Genomic DNA, 25669 nt, shown 5'->3' on the forward strand with positions numbered 1-25669 from the left:
CATGCCCGTGATGCCCGACAGCTGGATTCGGGAAATGGCCCAGACGAAGGGCATGATCGAACCCTTCACCGACCGCCTGGAGCGCCAGGGGGTCATTTCCTACGGCCTGTCGTCCTACGGCTACGACGCGCGCGTCGCCAGCGAGTTCAAGATCTTCACCAACGTCGATTCCGCGGTGGTGGATCCCAAGCACTTCAGCGACCAGAGCTTCGTCGAGCGGGACACCGACGTCTGCGTCATCCCGCCCAATTCCTTCGCCCTGGCGCGCACTGTGGAATACTTCCGCATCCCGCGCGACACGCTGGTGATCTGCCTGGGCAAGAGCACCTATGCCCGTTGCGGCATCATCGTCAACGTCACCCCGCTCGAGCCCGAGTGGGAAGGGCACGTGACGCTGGAATTCTCCAACACCACGCCGCTGCCGGCGCGCATCTACGCCAACGAGGGTGCCTGCCAGTTCATCTTCCTGCGCGGCGAGCCGGAGTGCGACGTCTCCTACCGCGACCGGGCCGGCAAGTACCAGGGCCAGCGCGGCGTGACGCTGCCCCGCCTGTGACCCATCTCCGCCCTGCTGCCGCCACGGTGGTGGCGCAGCCTGCCGTCTTCACCTCGACCTTCACCCCGTCGTCCTCCTCGCATCGCGTTTCGGAAAGTCAGCTTCCCATGGATCGTATCCGCATCGTCGGCGGCGTGCCGCTGCGTGGCACCATTCCCATCGGCGGCGCCAAGAACGCCGCGCTCACGCTCATGCCGGCGGCCCTGCTGACCGACGAGACGCTGACGCTGTCGAACCTGCCGCACCTCGCCGACATCACCACCATGGCCAACCTGCTGGCGCAGCACGGCGTCGAGATGGAGATGAACGGCCACGCCGAGAACGGCGGCGCCACGGGTCGCGTGCTCGCCATGCGCTGCCGCGAGATCACATCCTCCACCGCGCCCTACGACCTGGTGCGCAAGATGCGCGCCAGCGTCCTGGTGCTCGGCCCGCTGCTCGCCCGCCACGGCGAGGCGCGCGTGTCGCTGCCCGGCGGCTGCGCCATCGGCACCCGGCCGGTGGACCTGCACCTGAAGGCCCTGGAGGCGCTCGGCGCCACCATCGAGCTGTCGGAAGGCTACATCACGGCGCGCGTCGCCGGGCGCCTGAAGGGTGGTCAGATCGTCTTCCCGCAGGTCACCGTGGGCGGCACCGAGAACGCCCTCATGGCCGCCGTGCTGGCCGACGGCGACACCGTCATCGCCAACGCCGCCCAGGAGCCCGAGGTCTGCGACCTCGCCCACTGCCTCAATGCCATGGGCGGGCGCATCGAGGGCATCGGCACCTCCACCCTGCGCGTGCGCGGCGTCGAGCGCCTGCACGGCGCCGAGTACAGTGTCATCCCCGACCGCATCGAGACCGGCACCTACATGGTCGCCGCCGCCATCACCCGCGGCGACGTGGAACTGACCGGCGTGCGCACCGACATCATGACCTCGGTCACCAAGACCCTGCAGGAAGCCGGCGTCGAAATCGAGGAAACCGCCAAGGGCCTGCGCGTCCGTGCCGACGGCGCCGACATCCGCGGCGTCGACGTCATGACCGAGCCCTATCCGGGCTTCCCGACCGACATGCAGGCCCAGTTCATGGCCCTGATGGCGACGGCCAACGGCGCCTCCATGCTGACCGAGACCATCTTCGAGAACCGCTTCATGCACGTGCCGGAGCTGCTGCGCATGGGCGCCCGCATCACGGTGCACGGCGCCTCGGCCATCGTGCGCGGCATGCCGCGGCTGTCGGGTGCACCGGTCATGGCGACGGACCTGCGCGCCTCGGTCTCCATGGTGCTGGCGGGCCTGGCGGCGGAAGGCGAGACCATCGTCAACCGCATCTACCACCTCGACCGCGGCTACGAGCGCCTGGAGCAGAAACTCTCCGCCTGCGGCGCCCACATCGAACGCCTCCGCGGCGACCGCTGAGGGACAGGGGGCGGACGCCTCGCCGCCCGCCCCTGTTCCTGCGTTGTCGTGCCCGGCCATGACAATTTCCCAGTGAACTCAACCCCTTGTCATGCCCGGCCACCGAGCCGGGCATCCACGGCTCCCCGGACGGCGGCCGTGGAGGGCGGTGTCCTGCGGCAGCCGCCGGTGACGCCGTGGATGGCCGGGTCGAGTCCGGCCATGACAATTTTCGGCGTTTTTGCAACCACTTGTCATGCCCGGCCTTGAGCCTACGGTATGCACAGAACTCGCCCCTTGAAGGGCACGGGCCGGTTGTGATTCGGTGGGGAGCTTCCGAGGCAAGCGACGGAGGCATCCCATGAGCGAGATCAGGCTCGGCTATTTCGGCGACCGGCGCAACGGCGCGACCGGCTCCGAGCTGGTAGAGGGAATGGTTCGCAGCGGCAGCGCCGTGGTTCGCAAGGCGGCGACCGGCCGGGCGGCGGAGGTGCGGATCGGGCGCTGGCTGGGCAATGCGGCGGTGACGGTCGAGGAGATGGCCGCCACGGCGGCCCGGCGGGTGGGTCGGGCAGTGGCCGGGCGGACCATTCTGGCCATTCAGGACACGACGACGATCACCTTCCGGGGCCAGGAGGCGGAGTACGCCGGGCTCGGCCAGGCCAACGACAAGGCGCCGGGCTTCTTCATCCATCCGACCATCGCGGTCGACGCCGAAACCGACCATCTGCTCGGGGTGGCGCACGCCGAGATCTGGACGCGTGGAACCGGTGCCGACGCGCCGGATCGGTCGCGGCGCAACCAACGACCGGTCGAGCAGAAGGAAACCCGTCGCTGGATCGAGGGCGCCGCCCGGGCCGCCGAGACCCTGGCGGAGGCGGCGCAGGTCATCGTCGTCGCCGACCGCGAGGGCGACTTCTACGCCAACTTCGCGAGCCGGCCCCCGACGGTCGATCTCCTCGTCCGCGCCATGCACGACCGGTCGATCGTCGGCGGCAAGCTGTTCGCCGCGGCCGACGCCTGGCGTCCCGCCGATCGTCGGGACATCACCGCGACGCCGCCGCGGCCCACCGGCATGTCCAAGAAGCAGCGGCGGACGCCCCGCCACATGGAGGTCGAGATCCGCTTCGGCACCGTCGCCCTGCGGCCGCCGGGCAGCGGCAACGTGAAGGCGGCATCGGAGCCGATCGGCCTCACGCTCGTCGACGTCCGCGAGGTGAACGCCGCGCCCGGGCGCTCGCCGGTGCGGTGGCGGCTGCTGACGACGCTGGCGGTCGCGACGGTCGAGGACGCCTGGCGGGTGGTCGACCATTACCGCCGCCGCTGGCGCATCGAACAGGTCTTCCGGGCGATGAAATCCGACGGCCTCGGGCTCAACCGCACACAGGTCCGCGACCGCCACCGGCTCTTCAACCTGTCCATGGCGGCGCTCGTCGCGGCCGTGCGGACGATCCAGCTGGTCGACGCCCGCTCCGGCGGGTCGCGCCCGGCGACCGACGTCCTCGACGACGAAGACCGGCTCGACGCGGCCGAAGCCATCGGCAAGAGCCTCGAAGGCAAGACCGAGCGGCAGAAGAACCCCCACCCGCGCCGCAGCCTCGCATGGCTGTCCTGGATCGCCGCCCGCCTCGGCGGCTGGCACTGCTACTACAAGCCTCCGGGCCCGAAGACCATGCACAGCGGCTGGGAGCACCTCAACCAGCGTATCGAGGGCTACAGGCTGGCTCGGGGAGATCTGTGAATCCCGTAGGCCTTGAGCCGGGCATCCACGGCTCCCCCGACGGTGGCCGTGGAGGACGGTGCCCTGCGGCCACCGCCGGTGACGCCGTGGATGGCCGGGTCGAGCCCGGCCATGACATTTTCTAAGCGATAACAAGGGTGTGAAGCAGGCCTCCCTCACTCCCGCACATAGATATCCCCGCCGCCGGCGCGGAACTTCTCCGACATCTCCGCCATGCCCTCGGCGGCGGAGGCGCGGATTTCCTGGGTGATCTTCATGGAGCAGAACTTCGGCCCGCACATGGAGCAGAAGTGCGCCGACTTGGCGCCCTCCGCCGGCAGGGTCTGGTCGTGGAAGCGTTCGGCAGTCTCGGGGTCGAGGGCGAGGCGGAACTGGTCGCGCCAGCGGAACTCGAAGCGGGCCCGCGACAGGGCGTCGTCGCGTTCCTGCGCCGCCGGGTGGCCCTTGGCGAGGTCGGCGGCGTGGGCGGCGATCTTGTAGGTCACCACGCCCACCTTCACGTCGTCGCGGTCGGGCAGGCCCAGGTGTTCCTTGGGCGTCACGTAGCACAGCATGGCGGTGCCGAACCAGCCGATCATGGCAGCACCGATGCCCGAGGTGATGTGGTCGTAGCCCGGCGCGATGTCGGTCACCAGCGGGCCGAGGGTGTAGAACGGCGCCTCGCCGCACAGCGCCAGCTGCTTGTCCATGTTCTCCTTGATCTTGTGCATGGGCACGTGGCCCGGCCCCTCGATCATCACCTGCACGTCGTGGTCCCAGGCGACCTTGGTCAGCTCGCCCAGCGTCTCCAGCTCGGCGAACTGGGCGGCGTCGTTGGCGTCGGCGATGCAGCCCGGACGCAGGCCGTCGCCCAGCGACAGGGCGATGTCGTAGGTGCGGCAGAGGTCGCAGATCTCGGCGAAGCGCTCGTAGAGGAAGCTCTCGCGGTGGTGCGACAGGCACCACTTGGCCATGATGGAGCCGCCGCGCGACACGATCCCCGTCACCCGCCGCGCCGTCAGCGGGATGTGGGCGAGCCGCAGGCCGGCGTGGATGGTGAAGTAGTCGACGCCCTGCTCGGCCTGCTCGATCAGGGTGTCGCGGAACACCTCCCACGTCAGGTCCTCGGCGACGCCGTTCACCTTCTCCAGCGCCTGGTATAGCGGCACCGTGCCGATGGGGACGGGGGCATTGCGGATGATCCACTCGCGGGTGTCGTGGATGTTGCGGCCGGTGGACAGGTCCATGACCGTGTCGGCGCCCCAGCGGATGGACCACACCATCTTCTCCACTTCCTCGGCGACCGAGGACGCGACGGCGGAATTGCCGATGTTGGCGTTGATCTTCACCAGGAAATTGCGGCCGATGATCATCGGCTCGCTTTCCGGATGGTTGATGTTGGCCGGCAGGATGGCGCGGCCGCGGGCGATTTCCTCGCGCACGAACTCGGGCGTCACCACCAGGGGCAGGGCGGCGCCGAAGCTCTCGCCGTCGCGCGCCGCCGCCTGCTGCCGGCCGAGGGTCTCGCGCACCGCCACGTATTCCATCTCGGGCGTGACGATGCCGGCGCGGGCGTAGGCCAACTGGGTCGGCGCCGCACCCGGCTTGCCGCGCAGGACGGGGCGGCCGGCGCGGTCGAAGGGCGGCAGGTCGGCACCCCGCTCGCCGCTGCGGCGGCCGTTGTCCTCGGGCTTCACCGTGCGGCCGTGGTAGGCCTCGACGTCGCCGCGGCCGGCGATCCAGGCGGCGCGCAGCGGCGGCAGGCCGCGGCGGATGTCGATGGCGGCGGCCGGGTCGGTGTAGGGGCCGGAGCTGTCGTAGACGCGCACCGGCGCCTCGCCGCTGGCCGGCTCCAGGTCGATCTCGCGCATGGCGACGCGCACCTCGGGGTGCAGCGTGCCGCCGATGTGGATCTTGCGGCTGGACGGCAGGGCGCCGGTGGAGACGGTGAAGCCGTCGGGATGAAGGGTGTCGGGCATGAACAGGATCTCCTCGGTCCAAAGGTCGTGGAGATCCGGCGTCGCGATGGTGCGTGGAGTCCCGGCCCATGTGCGGGTGCAAGAACGGCGCGCGCGGGCGCCCCTCGGGCCTGACTGTCCCCTCCCTACGCCGGTACGAGCCGGATCAGGTTCTGAGGGTCTCCGCGTCGGCCGTATGGCCAGTCGGACTCTCAGCCCCCTACCGGGGCTCCCCTGGAACGGGAGGGATGGTGCGACGATGCTTGCCGGTTGTCAATGGTTCTCGGGCAGCGTGTCGAGAAAGGCGGCGCAGGCGGCGCGCAGGTCGGGCGTGGCGCGGCGCAGGTCGTAGGCGGCGCGCACGGCAGCCGTGTCGGCGTCACGGTCGAGCCCGAGGGAGGCGATGTAGGCCGACAGGCGGCGCTGGGCGGCGGCGGGGCGCAGGCGGCCGGCGTCGGAACGGGCGTCGCTCATCTCGGCGCCGTACTCCATGAAGCAGGCGTAGGCGAGCACCGGCCCGTCCTGCCGCGCCGCCGCCGGCGAGGCGGCGAGGCACAGCGGCAGGAGGAGGAGGGCGAGCCGCCGGCGCATGATCGCCGCTATCCGCCGAAGCTCTGCACCAGGCTGCCGACCAGCACGTACCAGCCGTCCACCAGCACGAAGAAGATAAGCTTGAAGGGCAGGGCGAGCATCATGGGCGGCAGCATCATCATGCCCATGGACATGAGGACCGAGGCGACCACCATGTCGATGATGATGAAGGGCACGTAGAGCAGGAAGCCGATCTCGAAGGCGCGGCGCAGCTCGCTGATCATGAAGGCGGGCACGAGCGCGCGCAGGGGCGTCGCCTCGGGCGATTCCGGCTCCGGCAGGTTGGCGATGTCGAGGAACAGCTGCAGGTCGCGCTCGCGCACGTGCGTCATCATGAAGCCGTGGAACGGCTCGATGGCGCGGTCGAAGGCCTCGAACTCGTCGATCTGTTCGTTGACCATGGGTACGACCGCGCTGTCCCAGGCCTGCTCGAAGATCGGCTGCATGATGAAGAAGGTGAGGAACATCGCCAGGCTCACCAGCACCATGTTGGGCGGCGTGGTGTTGGTGCCCATGGCGACGCGCAGGATGGAGAACACCACCACGATGCGCACGAAGCTGGTCACCATCATGAGGATGGACGGCGCCAGCGCGATCACGGTGATGAGCAGCACCAGCTGAACGATGCGGCTGGTGGTGGAGCCGGTGTCGTCGCCCAGTTCCACGGTCACCGACTGGGCGAGCGCGTCCGGGGCGGCCAGCAGGCCGAGGCAGAGGGCCGCGAGCAGGGCGAGCGGCAGGGCCGTCAGCAGGCGCCGAAGGCCGGAAGGCAGGGCGGCGGCGGTCATCATCGCGGCTCCTCCTGCGGCGGGACGGCGGCGCTCGGCGCGTGGGGCAGGGCGGGGGCGGCGGCGGCCGGCTCGTCGTCGGCGGTGGCGGCGACCAGATCCTCGGGCGGGGCGGCGATGCCGGCCTCGACCACGAGGTCGCGGGTGGTGGAGAGCAGCAGCAGGTGTTCCTTGTCGTCGCGCCGCACCAGCACGAGGCGGCGGCGGGCGTCGATGGGCATGACCTCGACGATGCCGAGGCGGCGGCCGCGCCGCAGCCGCCGGGCGCCGCCGGGGGCGAGGCCGAAGCGGCGGGCCGCCCAGCCGACCAGCAGCACGAGGCCGAGGACCAGCGCGAGCGCCAGGGCGAAGCGGAAGTAGACGAGCGGGTCCATGGGGCGGGGCGCGGCGGGCTCAGTCGATGTCGGTCTGCAGGCGCCGGTAGACGGCCGCCGCCCGCGTCGGATCGGCGGGCTGGGTGCCGCCGAGATGTGCTGCGTACTGGCTTTTCAGGTCTTCTTCAAGCTGGTCGAGCGAGGTCAGCAGGGCTTCCAGCGCCGGCAGCAGGTCGCGGGCGTCGTCCTTCGGCAGCGCGCCGATGGCGGCACAGGCGGCGGCCACCTTGGCTTCCAGGGCCGACAGGTCGAGCGTGCGGCCCTGCGCCACCAGGCGCCGGCCGGTGGCGACGACGGAGGACGCTTTTTCGATGTCGAGGCGAATGTCGTTCAGGCGGTCGCTGCTCATGGCCCGAATGTGCCCGCCGTGGTCTGCGGCGGGATCTCCTGTCCGTTGGCGCGGTAGACGTAGAGCAGGATCTCCGCCACCGCCGCATAGGCCTCCACCGGGATCTCCATGTCGAGGTCGATGGCGGCGAGGATCTGGGCGAGGTCGGCGTCTTCGCGCACCCGCACGCCGTTGGCCCAGGCGAGTTCCAGGATCTGTTCGGCGACCGTGCCGCGGCCCGAGGCCACCACCTTGGGCGCCGCGTCGGTCGCCGGGTCCCACTGCAGGGCCACCGCCACCGATTGCGGCGACGGCGTCGTCTGCGCGCGCGAGTCGCGGTCGTCGGCCATGGCGAGGCGCCTCCGGCAAGGGGTCCCGGGAGCGGAGAATGCGTTGGGCGCGCTTAAGAAAGAATGAAGACATCCGGCGCTATGACGGTCGTCACGGCCGCCCGTCGGCGTGCGGTGGAAAGTGCCGCCGGTTTACCGTTCCTTAAAGCCGCCGGGGTGACTATGCTCCGACACCCGGTGCCGGATCCGTCCGGTTTCGGGGGTCTGGCCCGGCCCCATCGGCCGCGGCGGTTGGAGAGACGAGATGGATCTGCAGAACCTCGCCCTGTTCCGCATGACGAAGACCAAGCTGGACTGGCTCGCCCAGCGCCAGAAGGTGCTCGCGCAGAACATCGCCAACGCCAACACGCCGGAATACAAGGCCAAGGACCTGCGCGAACTGGATTTCGCCAAGGAAATCAAGTCGATCATGGAGCCGCAGGTGGCGGTTTCCCAGACCGACGCGCGGCACCTGCCGGGCACCCTGCCGACCCGCGGTCCGTTCTACGAGGATTCGCACGGCAAGCCTTTCGAAGAGAGCATCGACGGCAACCGCGTCGTGCTGGAAGAGCAGATGGAGAAGGTGGGCAAGGTGAAGGGCGAATACACCCTTGCGCTCAACCTGTTCCAGAAGAACGTCAAGATGCTGAAGACCGCCCTCGGCAAGCAGAGCTGACCCTCGGGACGCAACGGATAAACCGTCATGGACGACCTTTCGAAAAGCTCCGCCATCGCTTCCGCCGGTATGAAGGCGCAGTCCAAGCGCATCCGCGTGACGTCGGAGAACCTGGCCAACGCCAATTCCATCTCCAACCAGCCGGGCGGCGAGCCCTATCGCCGCAAGCTGGTGACGTTCAAGAACGTCATGGACCAGGAACTCGACGCGGTGAAGCCCATGGTCCGCCGCAACGAGGAAGACATGAGCGCCTTCGGGCGGAAGTACGATCCCGGCCACCCGGCCGCCGACGAGAACGGCTACGTGCTGACGCCCAACGTCAACCCGCTGATCGAACTCATGGACCTGCGCGAAGCCGAGCGGTCCTACGAAGCCAACATGAACGTGATCCAGGTCTCCAAGATGCTGGTGTCGCGCACCGTGGACCTGCTGCGCTGACGGACCCTGACGCCCGCCCGTCCGCCGCCGCCACCGAGAGAGAGTGAGAGAGATGTCGGTCAGCTTCTCCAACGCCATCAACGCCTACAACAGCGCCGCCCGCTCGGTCCGCGAAGGCGCCGCCCAGCCGGCCGAAGAGGCGGGCCAGGGCTCGGCCTTCGCGTCGCTGGTGAAGGACAGCCTGCGCGAGGCCCGCGACCTGGGCGCCAAGTCCGAAGAGATCCAGATGCAGGCGGTCAACGGCCAGGCCGATATGCGCGACGTGGTCATGGCCGTCGCCAACGCCGAGATGGCGCTGGACACCGTCGTCACCATCCGCGACCGTGTGCTGAGCGCCTACCAGGAAATCCTCAAGATGCCGATCTGACGGGTCGGGCGCGCCCGTCCTGTTCCGTTGCGCATCGCCTGCGGCAGCCTGCCATGAATGAAAGCGTCATCGTCGATATCGCCCGCGACGGCATCTGGACCCTGCTGATGATCTGCGGGCCGACGCTGCTGGTGGCGCTGGGGGTCGGCGTGCTGGTGTCGCTGGTCCAGACCCTGACCCACATCCAGGAAATGACCCTGACCTTCGTGCCGAAGATTCTGGCGATGTTCCTGTCGATCCTGTTCTTCCTGCCCTTCATGATCCGCCAGATCGACGAGTTCTGGCTGCGCATGATGGACAGCGTGGTCAATCTGGAGTAGCCCCGGTCGGGCCGGGCGCATCGCCGCCCGCCGCCGTTCGCCCCTGCCGCCGCCGGTCTGCCGGAGGGACCCGCCGCCCATGCTGTCCGAGTTCCTGACGTCGAACGTGTTCGCGTTCCTGCTCGTGTTCGCGCGGCTGGGCTCCATGTTCATGTTCCTGCCCGGGTTTTCGGCCTATTACGTGACGACGCGGGCGCGCCTCGCCATGGCGCTGGTCATCACGCTGGTGGTGACGCCGGTGGTGGCGGCCGCCCTGCCGGCCATGCCGGGCACCACGGGCGGGCTGCTGCTGCTGCTCGGCACCGAGATCCTCATCGGTCTGTTCCTCGGCCTGTTCGCCCAGTTCCTGATGACCGCGCTGGCCGTCGCCGGCACCTCCATCGGCCGCGACACGGGGCTGATGAACGCCATGGTGTTCGACCCGGTGACCGAGAGCCAGGGCGCCATCGTCATCAGCTTCATCACCATCACCGGCATCGTGCTGATGTTCGCCATGGACATGCACCACCTGATGATCGGTGCGCTGGTGTCGAGCTACGCCACCTTCCCGCCGCTCGGCGGCCGGTTCATCATCGGCGACGCCCTGCGGGTGCTGACCGACACGCTGGATGCGTCGTTCCTCATCGGCGTGCAGATCGCGGCGCCCTTCCTGGTGTTCAACCTGGTGTTCCAGATCGGCATGGGCCTGCTGTCGCGCCTGTCGCCGCAGATGAACGTGTTCTTCATCGCCCTGCCCATCCAGATCCTGTTCGGCCTGGGTGCGCTGGCGGTGGCGCTGCCGGCCATGATGTTCGTGTTCCTGCGGTTCTTCGAGACCAACCTGACCGGCTTCCTGCCGGGCATCGGCGGAGGCTGAGCGGTGGCCGACGAAGACAAGGACTCGAAAACAGAAGAGCCGACCGCCAGACGGTTGGAGAAAGCCCGCGACGACGGCCAGGTCGCCGTATCGCAGGAAGTGCGCACGCTGTTCATGCTGGGCGGCGTGCTGATCATCGCCTGGCTGCTGGCGCCCTGGGTGATGGGCGGCTTGCGCGACTACATGCGCGGCTTCATCGAGCACGTCGCCGTCATGGACACCACGGTCGAGGGCGTCCAGGAGATGTTCGGCAAGGTGGTGCTGGAAGTGAGCCTGTGGCTGGCGATGCCCATCGGCCTGCTCGGCATCCTCGCCGTGCTCGGCACCACCACCCAGGTGGGCCTGCTGTTCACCGCCAAGAAGCTCGAACCGAAGCTGAGCACCATCAACCCCATCAAGGGGTTCGGCCGGCTGTTCTCCATGAACTCGGTGATCGAGTTCCTCAAGTCCATCGCCAAGGTGTTCATCATCGCGGTGGTGGGCGTGCTGGCGGTGGTGCCGGTGATGCGCAGCCCCGACCAGATGGTCGACGAATCGCTGCTGGCGACGCTCGACCACGCCCATACCGCCATCGTCCTGCTGCTCGGCGCCGTCGTGGCGGCGGTGCTGGCGCTGGCCGTCGCCGACTTCGTGTGGCAGCGCCACCAGCACCGCGACAGCCTGAAGATGAGCAAGCAGGAGATGAAGGACGAGTTCAAGGACCAGGAAGGCGATCCGCAGGTCAAGGGCAAGATCCGCCAGCTGCGTCAGCAGCGCGCCAAGCAGCGCATGATGTCGGCGGTGCCCGACGCGAACGTGGTGGTCACGAACCCGACCCACTTCGCCGTGGCGTTGAAGTACGACATGGAGAAAATGGCGGCCCCCGTGGTGGTCGCCAAGGGTCAGGATCTCATCGCGCTGAAGATCCGCGAAATCGCCGAGGAGAACGACGTGCCCATCGTGGAGAACCCGCCGCTCGCCCGCGCCCTGTTCAAGGCCGTCGACCTGGAGGAGGAAATCCCCCAGGAGCATTACAAGGCCGTCGCCGAGGTCATCGGCTACGTCATGAAGCTGAAGAAGGCGGGGGGCGGCCGGCGTGTCCGTCACTGAGGCGCTCGGCTGGGTCGCGCTCGGCGCCAGCCTGCCGACGGCGGCGCTGGTGGCGGTGTGGCTGCACGACCGCCGCTGGCGGCCCGAGCAGCGGCGGCGGGCGGCGGCCGAGGCGGCCCTGCGCGACGGCTCGCCGCACCCGCGCCTCATCGTCGACCGCAACGGCGTGGTGCTCGCCGCCAACGCCGCGGCGCGCGCCCGCTGGGCCGGCGACACGCCGCTGAACGAACTGCGCCGCCGCGTGCCGCGCGACGACGAGGAAGGCCGCGAAAGCCTCGCCCGCCTGCGCACCGCGTCCGAAGCCCCCTTGCGCGAGGTGGCCGACGTGCCGCTGGCGCCGGACGGGGCGGGCGCGCCGGAGTGGCTGCGCGTCGCCGTCGGCCCGGCGCCCGCGCCGGCCCCGGCCGGCAGCGTGCTGTGGGAGGCGGAGGACGTCACCGCCCGCCGCGCCATCGACGACGTGCTGCGGCGCGAGCGCGACGACCTCTCCGACTTCCTCTACTTCCTGCCGGTCGGCACCTATTCCGCCGACATCGACGGCCACATCCGCTTCGTCAACCAGCGCTTCGCCGAGTGGCTGGAGTGGCAGCCCGGCGATCTGGCCGGGCGCAGCGTCGCCGACCTGCTGCACGAGGGGCCGGGACCGGAGAGCGACGGCACCTGGCGCGGCGTCGTCGTCTACCGCGACCGCGACGGCCAGCCGCTGCCGTGCTTCGTCGCCCAGGACGTGTTCGACGACGGCGGCGAGACCCTGACCCGCACCGCCGTGCTGCGCCTGGACGACGTGACGCCCCGCGCCCTGGCCGCCCCCGGCGAGCGCCGCCGGCCCTCGGGCTCCGACGCGCCCTTCCGCCGCCTGTTCGACCGCGCGCCGACGGCGCTCGCGGTGCTCGACCAGGCGGGCACGCTGGAGGCGGCGAACGCCGCTTTCACGCAGCTGGTGCGCCTCGGCCAGGGTGACCTGACCGACCGGCCGCTGGCCGACCTGGTGGACGGCGACGACCGCGAGATGCTGGAGGCGTTGCTGTCGCGCATGGCGCTGGCCGGCGACGGGGCGGGTCAGCCGGGCGTTGCAACGGTGGACGTGCGGCTGGCCGAGGCGGGGGAGCGGGTGTGCTCGCTCTCCATCGCCGGGCTCGCTTTCGACGCCGACGCGGCGGAGCCTGGGGTGCGCGGCTTCCTCGTGCATGCCGTCGACACCACCGAGCAGAAGAACCTGGAGATGCAGTTCGCCCAGGCCCAGAAGATGCAGGCCATGGGCCAGCTGGCCGGCGGCGTGGCGCACGACTTCAACAACCTGCTCACCGCCATGATCGGCTTCTGCGACCTGCTGCTGCAGCGCCACGGCGCCGGCGACCCGAGCTTCGCCGACATCATGCAGATCAAGCAGAACGCCAACCGCGCCGCCAACCTGGTGCGCCAGCTGCTCGCCTTCTCGCGCCGCCAGCCGCTGCTGCCCAAGCTGATGAACGCGACCGACGGGCTGTCGGAACTGTCGCATCTGCTGCGCCGCCTGCTGGGCGAGCAGGTGACGCTGTCCATGGTGCACGGGCGCGAGCTGGGGCTGGTGCGCGTCGACCCCGGCCAGTTCGACCAGGTCATCATCAACCTCGCCGTCAACGCCCGCGACGCCATGCCGGGCGGCGGCACCCTGACCATCCGCACCGGCGTGGTCGACGTGCCGGTGGCCCGCCGCCGCGGCGTCGAGGAAGTGCCGCCCGGGCGATACGTGGAGATCGTGGTCGCCGACACCGGCACCGGCATCCGCGCCGAACACCTGGGGCGCATCTTCGAGCCGTTCTTCTCCACCAAGATCGGCGTCACCGGGGCCGGCACGGGCCTCGGCCTGTCCACCGTCTACGGCATCGTGCGCCAGACGGAAGGCTTCATCTTCGTGGAAAGCGAGCCGGGGGAGGGCGCGACCTTCACCATCTGGCTGCCGCGCCACGACCCGGAAACGGGCCGCAGCCAGGTGCAGGGGGCCGTCGACCGCGGCCCGGTGCCGCCGCCCGACCTGCCGCGCGCCGCCGCGCCGCTGCCGCTCGCAGACCCGCCGGCCGCCGCCGACCCCGCCGCGCCCGAACCGGCGGCCGAGGCGCCCGACCTCGCCAAGGGCGGCACCGTCCTGCTGGTGGAGGACGAGGACGCGGTGCGCGTCTTCGCCACGCGGGCGCTGCGCAACAAGGGCTACACGGTGCTGGAAGCGCGCACCGGCGAAGGCGCCCTCGACATCCTGCGCGAGGCGCCGGACATCGACCTGCTCATCACCGACATGGTGATGCCCGGCATGGACGGCGCGACGCTGGCGCGACTGGTGCGGGTGGAGCGGCCGGAGATTCGCGTCATCCTCATCTCCGGCTATTCGGAGGAGGCGGCGCGCGGCGACCTGGCCGATTCGCCCGACATCGAGTTCCTCCCCAAGCCCTTCGACCTGGCCACCCTGGCGGCGCGGGTGAAGGCGGCCATCGCCCGCCAACCCCTTGATCCTTCGACGTAGTCGCCGATCGGGCGGGGCTGTGTTTCCTGTTTTGTTCACTTTGGCCTTGCGGTGGTGAACAAACTGCGTACAGTGATGCCCAGGAACGACGTTGATCCGTCCGTCGCACCTGTGGGATAAGGGGCAGCACATGACGCAGACCGCACTCCGCCTCGTCGAGAAGGATTCCATGGACAAGCAGAAAGCACTGGACGCCGCCGTCTCGCAGATCGAGCGGGCCTTCGGCAAGGGCTCCATCATGAAGCTCGGTCAGAAGGACTCGGTGGTCGACATCGAGGCGATCTCGACCGGCTCCCTCGGGCTCGACCTGGCGCTCGGCATCGGTGGCCTGCCCAAGGGCCGCATCGTCGAGATCTACGGGCCGGAAAGCTCGGGCAAGACGACGCTCGCCCTGCACGTGGTGGCGGAAGCCCAGAAGCGCGGCGGCGCCTGCGCCTTCGTCGACGCCGAACACGCCCTCGACCCGGTGTACGCCCGCAAGCTGGGCGTCGACCTGAACGAACTGCTGATCTCCCAGCCCGACGCCGGCGAACAGGCGCTGGAAATCTGCGACACGCTGGTACGCTCGGGCGCCATCGACGTGCTGGTGGTCGACTCCGTCGCCGCCCTGGTGCCGCGCGCGGAACTGGAAGGCGAGATGGGCGACAGCCACGTCGGCCTGCAGGCCCGCCTCATGAGCCAGGCGCTGCGCAAGCTGACCGGCTCGGTGTCCAAGTCCAACTGCCTCGTCATCTTCATCAACCAGATCCGCATGAAGATCGGCGTCATGTTCGGCAACCCGGAAACCACCACGGGTGGCAATGCGCTGAAGTTCTATGCCTCCGTGCGCCTGGAAATCCGCCGCGTCGGCTCCATCAAGGACCGCGACGAGGTGGTGGGCAACCAGACCCGCGTGAAGGTGGTGAAGAACAAGGTGGCGCCGCCGTTCAAGGTGGTCGACTTCGACATCATGTACGGCGAGGGCGTGTCCAAGACCGGCGAACTCATCGATCTCGGCGTCAAGGCCGGCATCGTCGAGAAGTCGGGCTCGTGGTTCAGCCACAACTCCACCCGCATCGGCCAGGGCCGCGAGAACGCCAAGCAGTTCCTGCGCGACAACCCGGAGATGGCGACGGAGATCGAGCGTACCATCCGCCAGAACGCCGGCATCCTGGGCGACCACATGCAGTCGGGCCCCGGCGGCATCGACGAAGCCTCCGACGCGGCCGCCGCCGACGACTGAGGCGCATGGGGCAGGGGGCGCGGGATCGTCGCCCCTCGTTCCCGCCGTCTCCGCAGCGGCGGACGGCTGGGAGCACAGCCTTTCGAAAGCCCCGTGAGAACCGCCTCACGGGGCTTTCGCGTGTCCGGCGACGCCCACCGACGATGCCGGCGCGCCTCGTCCGTCCGATATGTTGAGGGTGGGGCGGTATGCGCCGAGACTGGCCGGGTGATCCACCATCCCCGACGGTCGTGGGAGGACGCCCATGCTGAACCCGGACGCCACCTGCGGCACCTGCGTCTATTGGGCCGAGCAGGTCCTGCAATGCCGCAACCAGCCGCCGACGATGGACCATGGCTGGCCGCTCTCGGCCGAGGACGACTGGTGCGGCTGCTGGGAGAAAAAGGGGTTCGTCGACCCACCCGACGACGACGACACGCCGCCGCTCCCGGGCGGGCCGACGGGGCCGGTCGCCAGCCGCACCCGCGCCCTCGCCACCTCGTTCCGCGATGTTCTGCCGGGCGTGGCGGCCGAGCAGATCAACCGCGTCCTGGAAAAGGTCGTCGAGCTGATCCCGCAGATCTTCATGGAGACGGACCGGCCGATCGCCCTGGCCCGGGCCGACGGGCGCGTCCAGCTGTCGACGTCGAGCGTCGACATTTCGCTGGTCCGCTCCGCCACGGTGGACGTCGGCGGCCCGGCCCGGACGGCGGCCGGCGGTCAGGGGCGTCGGCGCGCCCTCCGCTCCCGCTCGGCGGGCACGCCGGAACCGAGCTGACCGGGTCCCGGCGCCGTATCCCGTGCCGGCGCCACCTCCGCGGCCTCCCTCAGCCCTTCCACTGACGCTGATACTCCTCGCCGAGCGCGCGGGCGCGGTCGTGGGGCAGGGCGGCTTCGGCCAGGGGGAAGAGCACGTGTTCCTCGTGCCCCGCGTGCTCCTGCACCGCGTCGTAGAGCCGGCGGCAGTGCTGCATCCAGGCGTCCGACGACGGGTCTTCCGTCTCCATGGCCTTGAGGATGGCCTCCGCCTCGTCGTGTTCCTCCAGGTCGCTCGCGATCTCGTCGTGATCGATGCGGTCGGAGCGCTTTTCCGCCTCCGGGTAGAAGGCCTTGCGTTCGAACTCCGAGTGGGTGCGCAGGGCGCCTTTCACCTCGTCGAACAGGACGCCGCGGCGTTGCGGGTCGGATTCGACGGTAATGCTGCGCAGGATGTCGAGGACCTCCCGGTGGTCCTCGCTCAGCGCCTTGAAGATGTCGGTCATGGTCTGGGTCTCCTGGAGTGGCGGCGCGCGGGGCCGGCCGGCGGCCGGGTCCCCCGCGACCGCTCGGGTCGTACCGGTCAAACGGGTGGCCGGGCGGGTGGTTCGAAGAGGATTCAACCGCTTACGCTTGCCGCGCGAGGCGCCTCGGCCCATATCCCTCGGGCCGCGCAACGGGTGCCCGTGCTGGACTCGCGCCATGACGCGGGTTAGAAAGCGGGACGGCCCCGTCCCGGCGCAGGCCGAGCCCTTTTCCCTTGAACTGCCGCCTTCGGCGCGGCGGGTGTGGTGACGACGAATGCAGACGGCAAAAGACATCCGTAAGACCTTCCTCGACTTCTTCGCCGCCAATGGGCACGAAGTGGTGCCCTCGAGCCCGCTGGTGCCGCGCAACGACCCGACGTTGATGTTCACCAACGCCGGCATGGTGCAGTTCAAGAACGTCTTCACCGGCCAGGAGGCGCGCCCCTACTCGCGCGCCACCACGTCGCAGAAGTGCGTCCGCGCCGGCGGCAAGCACAACGACCTGGACAACGTCGGCTACACCGCGCGGCATCACACCTTCTTCGAGATGCTCGGCAACTTCTCCTTCGGCGACTACTTCAAGGAAGAGGCCATCAGCCTCGCCTGGACCCTGATGACGAAGGAATACGGCCTGCCGGCGGAGAAGCTGCTGGTCACCGTGCATTCCACCGACGAGGACGCCGCCGCCCTGTGGCGCAAGATCGCCGGCCTGCCCGACGAGAAGATCATCCGCATCCCGACGTCGGACAATTTCTGGATGATGGGCGACACCGGCCCCTGCGGCCCGTGCTCGGAAATCTTCTACGACCACGGCCCGTCCATCCCCGGCGGCCCGCCGGGCAGCCCGGACGAGGACGGCGACCGCTTCATCGAGATCTGGAACCTGGTGTTCATGCAGTATGAACAGCTGGGTCCGGACGAGCGCGTGGCGCTGCCCAAGCCCTCCATCGACACCGGCATGGGGCTGGAACGTCTGGCGGCGGTGCTGCAGGGCAAGCACGACAACTACGACATCGACCTGATGCGCAACCTGATCCTGGCGACCGCCAAGGCCGCCGGCACCGATCCGGAAGGCGCCCACAAGGTCAGCCACCGCGTCATCGCCGATCACCTGCGCTCGGTCTGCTTCCTCATCGCCGACGGCGTGCTGCCGTCCAACGAGGGCCGCGGCTACGTGCTCCGCCGCATCATGCGCCGCGCCATGCGCCACGCCCACATGATGGGCTGCGACGATCCGCTGCTGTGGAAGCTGGTGCCCGCCCTGCAGCGCGAGATGGCCGAGGCCTATCCCGAGCTCGACCGCGCCGGCGCCCTCATCACCGAGACGCTGAAGCTCGAGGAAAGCCGCTTCAAGCAGATGCTCGACCGCGGCCTCAAGCTGCTGGACGAGGAGGCGACGCGCCTCGCCGCCGGCGGCACCCTGCCGGGCGAAGTCGCCTTCCGCCTCTACGACACCTTCGGCTTCCCGCTGGACCTGACGCAGGACGCCCTGCGCGCCCGCCAGATCGCGGTGGACGTGGAGGGCTTCAACGCCGCCATGGAGCGCCAGCGCGCCGAGGCCCGCAAGGCGTGGTCCGGCTCCGGCGAGGCGGCGACCGAGAAGGTGTGGTTCGAGCTGCGCGACAAGGCCGGTGCCACCGAGTTCCTCGGATACGGCGCCACCCAGGCCGAGGGCCGCGTCGAGGCCCTGGTGGTCGGCGGCCAGCCCGTGCAGGCCGCAAAGGCCGGCGACGAAGTGGCGCTCATCGCCAACCAGTCGCCGTTCTACGGCGAGAGCGGCGGCCAGATCGGCGACACCGGCGTCGTCACCGTCACCGGCAAGGGCCGCGTCGCCATCCGCGACAGCCAGCGCAAGCTGGGCGACCTGACCGTCCACATCGGCGTGGTGGAAGAGGGCGAGATCGCCGTCGGCGACCTGGCCGTCTTCGCCATCGACGTGGTGCGCCGCGACGCCGTGCGCGCCAACCACTCGGCCACCCACCTGCTGCACGCCGCCCTGCGCCGCGCCCTCGGCGATCACGTGACGCAGAAGGGCTCGCTGGTGGCGCCCGACCGCCTGCGCTTCGACATCAGCCATCCGAAGGCCCTGACCGCGGACGAGATCCGCATGGTCGAGGACGAGGTGAACGCCGCCGTGCGCGCCAACGCGCCGGTGACCACCCGCCTGATGGACCCGGAAAGCGCCATCAAGGCCGGCGCCATGGCCCTGTTCGGCGAGAAGTACGGCGAGGAAGTGCGCGTCGTCTCCATGGGCGGCGACGTCGAGTGCGACACCCACTTCTCCACCGAACTGTGCGGCGGCACCCACGTGCGCCGCACCGGCGACATCGGCTTCTTCAAGATCATCGGCGAGGGCGCCGTCGGTGCCGGCGTGCGCCGCATCGAGGCGGTGACCGGCATCGGCGCGCTCGATTACGTGCGCCAGCACGAGGCCATCCTGGCGGCGGCCTCCGACGCCGTGAAGGCCACGCCGGCCGAGATCCCCGGCCGCCTCGCGGCGCTGCTGGAGGACCGCAAGCGCCTGGAGCGCGAGGTCAGCGACCTGCGCAAGAAGATCGCCATGGGCGGCACCGCCGGCGCGGCGGCCGAACCGCAGGTCAAGCAGATCGCCGGCATCGCCTTCTCCGGCCGAGTCGTCGAAGACGTGCCGGCCAAGGACCTGAAGGGCATGGTCGACGACATCAAGAAGAGCCTCGGCTCGGGCGTCGCGGCGCTGATCTCGGTCGCCGAGGGCAAGGCGTCGCTGGTCGTCGGCGTGAGCGAAGACCTCGTCGGCCGCGTCTCCGCGGTGGACCTGGTGCGCGCCGGTTCGGCGGCGGTGGGTGGCAAGGGCGGCGGCGGCCGTCCCGACATGGCCCAGGCCGGCGGCCCCGACGGCGCCAAGGCCGCCGACGCCATCGCCGCCATCGAACAGGCGCTGGGCGAGACCGTGGCTGCCTGAGGCGGTCGCGTGTGAGGGTGAAAGCGGACGGGGCGCTCCCATGGGGCGCCTCGTTTGCTCGTGCCCGGGGCTATGGCGGCGCCCTCCGCGGTGGGCATGGGCAGCTGCCCTCCACGGCCTCCGTCGGGGGAGCCGTGGATGGCCGGGTCCAGCCCGGCCATGACAGTTTGATGCGACTTTTCAATAGCTTGTCATGCCCGGCCTCCGAGCCGGGCATCCACGGCGTCTCTGACGGAGGCCGCTGGGCACCGCCCTCCACGGCCGCATCAGACAAAAATCGACGCCCCCATGGAACCCCGCGCCCGCTGCGGTGTTCTCTCCCTCGGTGCCTTGCCGCGCGCCATGTTGCGCTGCAGCATAATCCCCGCCATCCAAACGGGTCAGATGCACCAAGCATCTGTGATGCTTCAACTTTCTCCCCATCATGACGGTTTTGTGCGGCGCACAAAAAACCGTTTGACATTTCCCCGAGAGTGCCTATCTTAGTCTCATGTTGCAATGCAGCACGGGGCGCCGAAGGGTGTGCGTCCAGCGCAAGCGAACAGGCCTCGCGGCCTTACACCCGATAGATCGTGACGACCTCGCACGCGCAAAGCCGACGAACCCGAACAGGAGATAGTCTCATGCTGAAGAACTACGAAGCCCTCATGCAGTTCAACAAGGACAGCCTCGACGCCGTCGTGCAGTCCGGCACCAAGCTCGCCAATGGTTTCGAGCAGATCGCCAAGGAAGCCTTCAGCTTCGCCGGCCGCTCCTTCGAGGGCGCCGTGGAAGCCGGTCAGCAGTTCGCCGCCTGCAAGACCCCGGCCGACCTGATGCAGCTGCAGACCAAGCTGGCCAAGGACAACTGGGAATCGCTGGTCGCCGAGACCACCAAGATCTCCGAGCTGTCGACCGCCGTCGTGAAGGCCGCCGCCGAGCCGCTGCAGGCCCGTTACAAGACGGCCTACGACGTGGCCGCCAAGGCCGCCGCGTAACACGCGGAACGGCCGGCCGGAGCGGCGGGGGCGGGCCTCCACCGCCGCACCGGTCCGCGCCCGCCCGACGGGCGCCGAAGACCAGGTGAAACCGGTACCACCGTGCGGTGGTGCCGGTTTCGCCTTTTTCATGCCATGGTCATTGGGCATACTGCGATCTTGTGGGGAAGAGGCGGTCGAAAGTGGTTCCCGGTCGCCTCCCGCACCTGTGCCTCGTCCGTTCGGAGCGCCGTCCGACGCCTCCGTCTGCCCCGAATTCGTAACCAATGTGCGGTTGCCTAAGCCCTGCCCGCGTGGCAATAAACCGTGGGCGCGCAAGGGCATGCGGCAGCGATGCGGGGGCTGCGCGAAGGAAGGCCGCAAGGCTCAACCGAACCGGGCGCAGAGGCGTTTAACCACGGTTTCAATTTCAACGTCGTCATAGGTGCTATTCGCCATGGTGCGACCCGTCAAGAAAGCCGTCTTCCCCGTCGCCGGCCTCGGCACGCGCTTCCTGCCCGCCACCAAGCTCGTCCCCAAGGAAATGCTGCCCGTCGTCGACCGGCCGCTGATCCAGTACGCCATGGACGAATGCCGCGAGGCCGGCATCGAGCACTTCATCTTCGTCACCGGCCGCGGCAAGTCGTCCATCATGGCGCACTTCGACCATGTGCCCGAGCTCGAGTCCATGCTGCGGGAGAAGAACAAGGCGCAGGAACTGGACGCGCTGCTGTCGTCCATGCCGCCGGCCGGCAGCGTCTTCTCGACGCGCCAGCAGGCGCCGCTCGGCCTCGGCCACGCCGTGCTGTGCGCCCGCGCCTTCGTCGGCGACGAGCCCTTCGCCGTGGTGCTGCCCGACGACATGGTGCTCGCCGAGGGTAAGCCCTGCATCGGCCAGCTGATCGAGGCGCAGGCCCGCGTCGGCGGCCATGTGGTGGCGGTGGAGGAAGTGCCCGCCGACCAGACCAACAAGTACGGCATCCTCGACGTCGATTTCGACGACGGCCGCCTCGCCCGCGCCAGCGGCCTGGTGGAGAAGCCGAAGCCGGAAGACGCGCCGTCGCGCCTCGCCATCATCGGCCGCTACGTCCTCGACCCGCGCGTGTTCGACGCGCTGGAGAAGCAGGGCAAGGGCGCCGGCGGCGAGATCCAGCTGACCGACGCCATGAACGCCACCATCGGCAAGATGCCCTTCCACGGCCTGCGCTTCGAAGGCACCCGCTACGACTGCGGCGACAAGGTGGGCTTCCTGAAGGCCAACATCGCATTCGCGCTGAAGCGCGACGACATGGGCCCGCGCGTGCGCGAGGTGCTGAAGGAGTTCTGCGCCGACCTCGACTGAGGCCCACGCCTCCGGCGACCGGCCCGGCCCCCGCCGGACCGGTCGCCGGTCCACGACCACCAAGTTTCCCCTGACGAAAGGAAGGATCGCGCATGCGCATCGCCATGATCGGCACAGGCTACGTCGGCCTGGTGTCGGGAGCCTGTTTCTCGGAATTCGGCGTGACCGTCACCTGTGTCGACAAGGACGAAAGCAAGATCGAGAGACTGAAGCGCGGCGAAATTCCCATCTTCGAGCCGGGCCTCGACAAGCTGGTCGCCTCCAACGCCGCCGCCGGCCGCCTGCACTTCACCACCGACCTGACCGAGGCGGTGAAGGAGGCGGACGCGGTGTTCATCGCCGTCGGCACGCCGTCGCGCCGCGGTGACGGCCACGCCGACCTGTCCTACGTGTTCGGCGCCGCCGAAGAGATCGCGCGCGCCATGGACGGCTATACCGTGGTCGTCACCAAGTCGACCGTGCCCGTCGGCACCGGCCGCGAGGTGGAGCGGGTGATCCGCGAGACCCGCGCCGACGCCGACTTCGATGTCGTCTCCAACCCCGAGTTCCTGCGCGAAGGCTCGGCCATCAACGACTTCATGCGCCCCGACCGCGTCGTCATCGGCGCCGAGACGGAGCGGGCGCGCGAGGTGATGCGCCAGCTCTACCGCGTGCTCTACCTGATCGAAACGCCGATCCTGTTCACCAATCTCGAAACGTCGGAGATGATCAAGTACGCCGCCAACACCTTCCTGGCGACCAAGATCACCTTCATCAACGAGATCGCCGACCTGTGCGAGCGGGCCGGTGCCGACGTGCACGACGTCGCCAAGGGCATCGGCCTCGACGGCCGCATCGGGCGCAAGTTCCTGCACCCCGGTCCCGGCTACGGCGGATCGTGCTTCCCCAAGGACACCCTGGCCCTGGTGCGCACCGCCCGCGACTTCGGCGCGCCGCTGCGCATCGTCGAGACGGTGGTCGACATCAACGACAAGCGCAAGGAAGCCATGGCCGAGCGCATCGTGGCGGCGGCCGGCGGCGACGTGAAGGGCAAGACCATCGCCATCCTCGGCCTCGCCTTCAAGCCCAACACCGACGACATGCGCGACGCCCCCAGCCTCGCCATCGTGCCCGCCCTGGTGGCGGCCGGCGCCAAGGTGCGGGCCTTCGATCCGGAGAGCATGAACGAGGCGCGCAAGATGATGGACGGCGTCGAGTTCTGCGACACCGCCTACGACACCATGCCGGGCGCCGACGTGCTGGCCATCCTGACCGAGTGGAACGAGTTCCGATCGCTCAACTTCCAGCGCATCAAGGAGCTGATGAAGGCGCCGGTCATGGTCGACCTGCGCAACGTCTACGAGCCCGAGATGATGGCCAAGGCCGGCTTCACCTATACCTCCATCGGCCGTCCCTGGCCCTACGGCAAGCGCGGCGGTTCCGCCGGCTGACCGGCCGGCGCGCCGTTTCTTCTTCCTTCCGGCCCCCGGCCGGGCCCCCACGGGCTGCGGTCGGGGGCATTCCCGACCGCAGAGGCTATTCATGTCCCACTCCGTGCCCGTGCAGACCGTCGCCACCACGCCCTTCGAAGGCCAGCGCCCGGGCACCTCCGGCCTGCGCAAGAAGGTGAAGGTGTTCGCGCAGAGCCATTACCTGGAGAACTTCGTCCAGGCACTGTTCGACAGCCTGGACGGCTTTTCGGGCGGCACGCTGGTGGTCGGCGGCGACGGCCGCTACCACAACCGCACCGCCGTGCAGGTCATCCTGAAGATGGCCGCCGCCAACGGCTTCGGCCGGGTGAAGGTGGGCCGCGGCGGCATCCTGTCGACGCCGGCCGTCTCCTGCGTCATCCGCAAGCACAAGGCCTTCGGCGGCATCGTCCTGTCGGCCAGCCACAACCCCGGCGGCCCGGACGAGGACTTCGGCATCAAGTACAACGTCTCCGCCGGCGGGCCTGCGCCGGAGAAGGTGACGGAAGCCGTCTACGCCCGCACCCAGACCATCTCCGGATACCGCATCGTCGAGGCGCCCGACGTCGACCTCGACCGCCTCGGCGAAACGACGCTCGGCGACATGGTGGTGGAGGTGATCGACCCGGTCGCCGACTACGCCGAACTGATGGAGCAGCTGTTCGACATGGACGCCATCCGCGCCCTGTTCGCCGGCGGCTTCCGCCTGTGCTTCGACGCCATGCACGCCGTCACCGGGCCCTATGCCCGCGAGATCCTGGAAGGCCGCCTCGGCGCCGCGCCGGGCACAGTCATCAACGGCACGCCGCTGGAGGACTTCGGCGGTGGGCACCCCGATCCCAACCTCGTCCACGCCCACGACCTGGTGGAGGTGATGGAGGGCGCCGACGCGCCGGACATGGGCGCAGCCTCCGACGGCGACGGCGACCGCAACATGATCCTCGGCCGCGGCATCTACGTCACGCCGTCGGACAGCCTGGCGATCCTGACTGCCAACGCCCATCTGGCGCCGGGCTACGCCCGCGGCGTCGCCGGCGTGGCGCGCTCCATGCCCACCAGCCGCGCCGCCGACCGCGTGGCGGAGAAGCTCGGCATCCCGGCCTTCGAGACGCCGACCGGCTGGAAGTTCTTCGGCACCCTGCTCGACGCCGGCAAGGTCACCCTGTGCGGCGAGGAGAGCTTCGGCACCGGCTCCGACCACGTGCGCGAGAAGGACGGCCTGTGGGCCGTGCTGCTGTGGCTGAACGTGGTCGCCAAGCGCGGCGAGAGCATCGCCGACATCGTGCGCGGCCACTGGGCCGAATACGGCCGCACCTACTACAGCCGCCACGACTACGAGGGCATCGACAGCGACGGCGCCGACCGCCTCATGGCGCACCTGCGCGCCACGGTGCCGGGGCTGGTCGGGCAGACCGTGGCCGGGCGCGAGGTGGTGCTGGGCGACGACTTCGCCTACACCGACCCGGTGGACGGCTCCACCGCCGCCAAGCAGGGCATCCGCATCGGCTTCGCCGACGGCTCGCGCATCGTCTACCGCCTGTCGGGCACCGGCACGGCCGGGGCGACGCTGCGCGTCTACATCGAGCGCTACGAGCCCGACGCCGCCCGCCACGACCTCGACCCGCAGGAGGCGCTCGCCGACCTCATCGCCGCGGCCGGGTCCGTGGCCGACATTGCCGGTTTCACCGGCCGCGAGGCGCCGACCGTCATCACCTGAGGCGGCACGGTCGAGTCGACCAAGGTCGCGGGCGGAGTCTTACTCCGAGTCGGCGCGACCTACCCCCCAAATACGAGTGGCGGCCTGCCGAAACAGGCCGCCATTTCTATTTCTGTAGAAGAAATCTGTGGATAACTCAACCGTGTGGCGGGATTGATAAACGTACCGTAAATGGATGTGACAAAGCTGGTACTTCTGAAGTGGTAGAGATTCATATGCGACCAAAGATCTAGGGCTGAAACTCACTTTTTTGTCACGGGGGTCCGGGGTGCGTGGTATCAAGGGAGCATAAAAATTCGCACGGGACGCTCGCCATGCCCTTGGATACCACCATCTTTTCCGCCGCCGACGTGTTCGTCAGCCCCGCCATCTCCAGCGACGGCGCGATCCTCGGGTACCGCGTGCAGACGCTCGCAGGGGACGTGATCGCCCTGGTCCGTCAACGGGAGGTGGCGATCGCCATCGCCCAGGCGGCCCACGAGGAAGAACGCCTGTCACCCCACCTGCACTGAGGC

At 69.4% G+C, this 25669-nt stretch carries 25 protein-coding genes and 1 riboswitch; of the genes, 18 read left to right on the forward strand and 7 right to left on the reverse strand.

Translation table 11 applies throughout. From position 1 onward, the window contains the following. Window position 1 precedes the first annotated feature (1 nt). From dcd to CRP50_RS00480, 3 genes are all read left to right on the forward strand, one after another. The gene (gene dcd / locus CRP50_RS00470; protein WP_097277018.1) at window positions 2-556 is read left to right on the forward strand and encodes a dCTP deaminase; all 555 of its coding nucleotides are present in this window, start codon (window positions 2-4) and stop codon (window positions 554-556) included. A gap of 107 nt (window positions 557-663) precedes the next feature. Beyond that, a complete protein-coding gene (gene murA, locus CRP50_RS00475; RefSeq protein WP_097277019.1) occupies window positions 664-1956 on the forward strand; it encodes a UDP-N-acetylglucosamine 1-carboxyvinyltransferase in 1293 nt (430 codons plus the stop codon). Between the two features lie 340 nt (window positions 1957-2296). Next, a complete protein-coding gene (locus CRP50_RS00480; protein ID WP_097277020.1) occupies window positions 2297-3676 on the forward strand; it encodes an IS4 family transposase in 1380 nt (459 codons plus the stop codon). A gap of 155 nt (window positions 3677-3831) precedes the next feature. Here the strand turns inward: CRP50_RS00480 and thiC are convergent, their stop codons facing one another. The 6 genes from thiC to CRP50_RS00510 all read right to left on the reverse strand — a co-directional run bounded on the left by thiC (window position 3832) and on the right by CRP50_RS00510 (window position 8044). Further along, window positions 3832-5634 (reverse strand): phosphomethylpyrimidine synthase ThiC, encoded by a 1803-nt coding sequence (gene thiC, locus CRP50_RS00485; RefSeq protein WP_097277021.1) that lies wholly within the window; start codon window positions 5632-5634, stop codon window positions 3832-3834. 104 nt (window positions 5635-5738) lie between these two features. Beyond that, a riboswitch (TPP riboswitch) is annotated at window positions 5739-5859 on the reverse strand. A gap of 27 nt (window positions 5860-5886) precedes the next feature. Further along, window positions 5887-6204 (reverse strand): hypothetical protein, encoded by a 318-nt coding sequence (locus CRP50_RS00490; protein ID WP_097277022.1) that lies wholly within the window; start codon window positions 6202-6204, stop codon window positions 5887-5889. 8 nt (window positions 6205-6212) lie between these two features. Continuing rightward, window positions 6213-6995 carry a flagellar type III secretion system pore protein FliP gene (gene fliP, locus CRP50_RS00495; RefSeq protein ID WP_416045194.1) on the reverse strand — a complete coding sequence of 261 codons (783 nt, stop codon included), beginning with the start codon at window positions 6993-6995 and terminating at the stop codon, window positions 6213-6215. Further along, complete coding sequence (locus tag CRP50_RS00500; RefSeq protein WP_097277023.1) at window positions 6992-7366, reverse strand: flagellar biosynthetic protein FliO; 375 nt, start codon at window positions 7364-7366, stop codon at window positions 6992-6994. The genes fliP and CRP50_RS00500 overlap by 4 nt, the downstream gene beginning before the upstream one ends. 19 nt (window positions 7367-7385) lie before the next feature. Then, a complete protein-coding gene (locus CRP50_RS00505) occupies window positions 7386-7715 on the reverse strand; it encodes a hypothetical protein (protein ID WP_097277024.1) in 330 nt (109 codons plus the stop codon). Beyond that, window positions 7712-8044 carry an EscU/YscU/HrcU family type III secretion system export apparatus switch protein gene (locus CRP50_RS00510; RefSeq protein ID WP_097277025.1) on the reverse strand — a complete coding sequence of 111 codons (333 nt, stop codon included), beginning with the start codon at window positions 8042-8044 and terminating at the stop codon, window positions 7712-7714. Before CRP50_RS00510 ends, CRP50_RS00505 begins: the two co-directional genes overlap by 4 nt. A 244-nt stretch (window positions 8045-8288) precedes the next feature. On the opposite strand from CRP50_RS00510, the gene flgB reads away from it, so the two are divergent. From flgB to CRP50_RS00555, 9 genes are all read left to right on the forward strand, one after another. Further along, the gene (gene flgB / locus CRP50_RS00515) at window positions 8289-8699 is read left to right on the forward strand and encodes a flagellar basal body rod protein FlgB (RefSeq protein WP_097277026.1); all 411 of its coding nucleotides are present in this window, start codon (window positions 8289-8291) and stop codon (window positions 8697-8699) included. A gap of 27 nt (window positions 8700-8726) precedes the next feature. Next, window positions 8727-9137 carry a flagellar basal body rod protein FlgC gene (gene flgC, locus CRP50_RS00520; protein WP_097277027.1) on the forward strand — a complete coding sequence of 137 codons (411 nt, stop codon included), beginning with the start codon at window positions 8727-8729 and terminating at the stop codon, window positions 9135-9137. A 52-nt stretch (window positions 9138-9189) separates the two neighbouring features. Beyond that, the gene (locus CRP50_RS00525) at window positions 9190-9504 is read left to right on the forward strand and encodes a flagellar hook-basal body complex protein FliE (protein WP_097277028.1); all 315 of its coding nucleotides are present in this window, start codon (window positions 9190-9192) and stop codon (window positions 9502-9504) included. Between the two features lie 53 nt (window positions 9505-9557). Next, complete coding sequence (fliQ, locus tag CRP50_RS00530; RefSeq protein WP_097277029.1) at window positions 9558-9824, forward strand: flagellar biosynthesis protein FliQ; 267 nt, start codon at window positions 9558-9560, stop codon at window positions 9822-9824. A 79-nt stretch (window positions 9825-9903) separates the two neighbouring features. Then, window positions 9904-10680, forward strand: coding sequence for a flagellar biosynthetic protein FliR (gene fliR, locus CRP50_RS00535; RefSeq protein ID WP_097277030.1), 777 nt, complete (start codon window positions 9904-9906; stop codon window positions 10678-10680). A gap of 3 nt (window positions 10681-10683) precedes the next feature. Continuing rightward, window positions 10684-11769 (forward strand): flagellar biosynthesis protein FlhB, encoded by a 1086-nt coding sequence (gene flhB / locus CRP50_RS00540; RefSeq protein ID WP_097277031.1) that lies wholly within the window; start codon window positions 10684-10686, stop codon window positions 11767-11769. Continuing rightward, window positions 11756-14266: a PAS domain-containing sensor histidine kinase gene (locus tag CRP50_RS00545; protein ID WP_097277032.1), complete on the forward strand. Its 2511-nt coding sequence runs from the start codon at window positions 11756-11758 to the stop codon at window positions 14264-14266. The genes flhB and CRP50_RS00545 overlap by 14 nt, the downstream gene beginning before the upstream one ends. 130 nt (window positions 14267-14396) lie before the next feature. Then, window positions 14397-15488 carry a recombinase RecA gene (gene recA, locus CRP50_RS00550; RefSeq protein ID WP_097277033.1) on the forward strand — a complete coding sequence of 364 codons (1092 nt, stop codon included), beginning with the start codon at window positions 14397-14399 and terminating at the stop codon, window positions 15486-15488. Between the two features lie 244 nt (window positions 15489-15732). After that, complete coding sequence (locus CRP50_RS00555; protein ID WP_097277034.1) at window positions 15733-16245, forward strand: hypothetical protein; 513 nt, start codon at window positions 15733-15735, stop codon at window positions 16243-16245. Window positions 16246-16294: 49 nt separating this feature from the next. On the opposite strand, the gene CRP50_RS25400 is transcribed toward CRP50_RS00555, so the two are convergent. Then, window positions 16295-16729 carry a hemerythrin domain-containing protein gene (locus tag CRP50_RS25400; RefSeq protein ID WP_176524965.1) on the reverse strand — a complete coding sequence of 145 codons (435 nt, stop codon included), beginning with the start codon at window positions 16727-16729 and terminating at the stop codon, window positions 16295-16297. Window positions 16730-17024: 295 nt separating this feature from the next. On the opposite strand from CRP50_RS25400, the gene alaS reads away from it, so the two are divergent. The 6 genes from alaS (at window position 17025) to CRP50_RS00590 (ending at window position 25666) form a co-directional block, all read left to right on the forward strand. After that, window positions 17025-19691: an alanine--tRNA ligase gene (gene alaS, locus CRP50_RS00565; RefSeq protein ID WP_097277035.1), complete on the forward strand. Its 2667-nt coding sequence runs from the start codon at window positions 17025-17027 to the stop codon at window positions 19689-19691. A gap of 623 nt (window positions 19692-20314) precedes the next feature. Continuing rightward, on the forward strand, window positions 20315-20668 hold the full coding sequence (locus tag CRP50_RS00570) for a phasin family protein (RefSeq protein ID WP_097277036.1): 354 nt from the start codon (window positions 20315-20317) through the stop codon (window positions 20666-20668). A 436-nt stretch (window positions 20669-21104) separates the two neighbouring features. Beyond that, a complete protein-coding gene (gene galU, locus CRP50_RS00575) occupies window positions 21105-21989 on the forward strand; it encodes a UTP--glucose-1-phosphate uridylyltransferase GalU (protein ID WP_097277037.1) in 885 nt (294 codons plus the stop codon). Between the two features lie 92 nt (window positions 21990-22081). Then, window positions 22082-23419, forward strand: coding sequence for a UDP-glucose dehydrogenase family protein (locus tag CRP50_RS00580; RefSeq protein WP_097277038.1), 1338 nt, complete (start codon window positions 22082-22084; stop codon window positions 23417-23419). A 91-nt stretch (window positions 23420-23510) separates the two neighbouring features. Continuing rightward, complete coding sequence (locus tag CRP50_RS00585; protein WP_097277039.1) at window positions 23511-25154, forward strand: alpha-D-glucose phosphate-specific phosphoglucomutase; 1644 nt, start codon at window positions 23511-23513, stop codon at window positions 25152-25154. A gap of 314 nt (window positions 25155-25468) precedes the next feature. Then, a complete protein-coding gene (locus CRP50_RS00590; protein WP_097277040.1) occupies window positions 25469-25666 on the forward strand; it encodes a hypothetical protein in 198 nt (65 codons plus the stop codon). The last annotated feature ends 3 nt before the right edge of the window (window positions 25667-25669 follow it).

Source organism: Caenispirillum bisanense (assembly GCF_900230255.1).
In the GTDB taxonomy this organism is placed as follows: domain Bacteria; phylum Pseudomonadota; class Alphaproteobacteria; order Rhodospirillales; family Rhodospirillaceae; genus Caenispirillum; species Caenispirillum bisanense_A.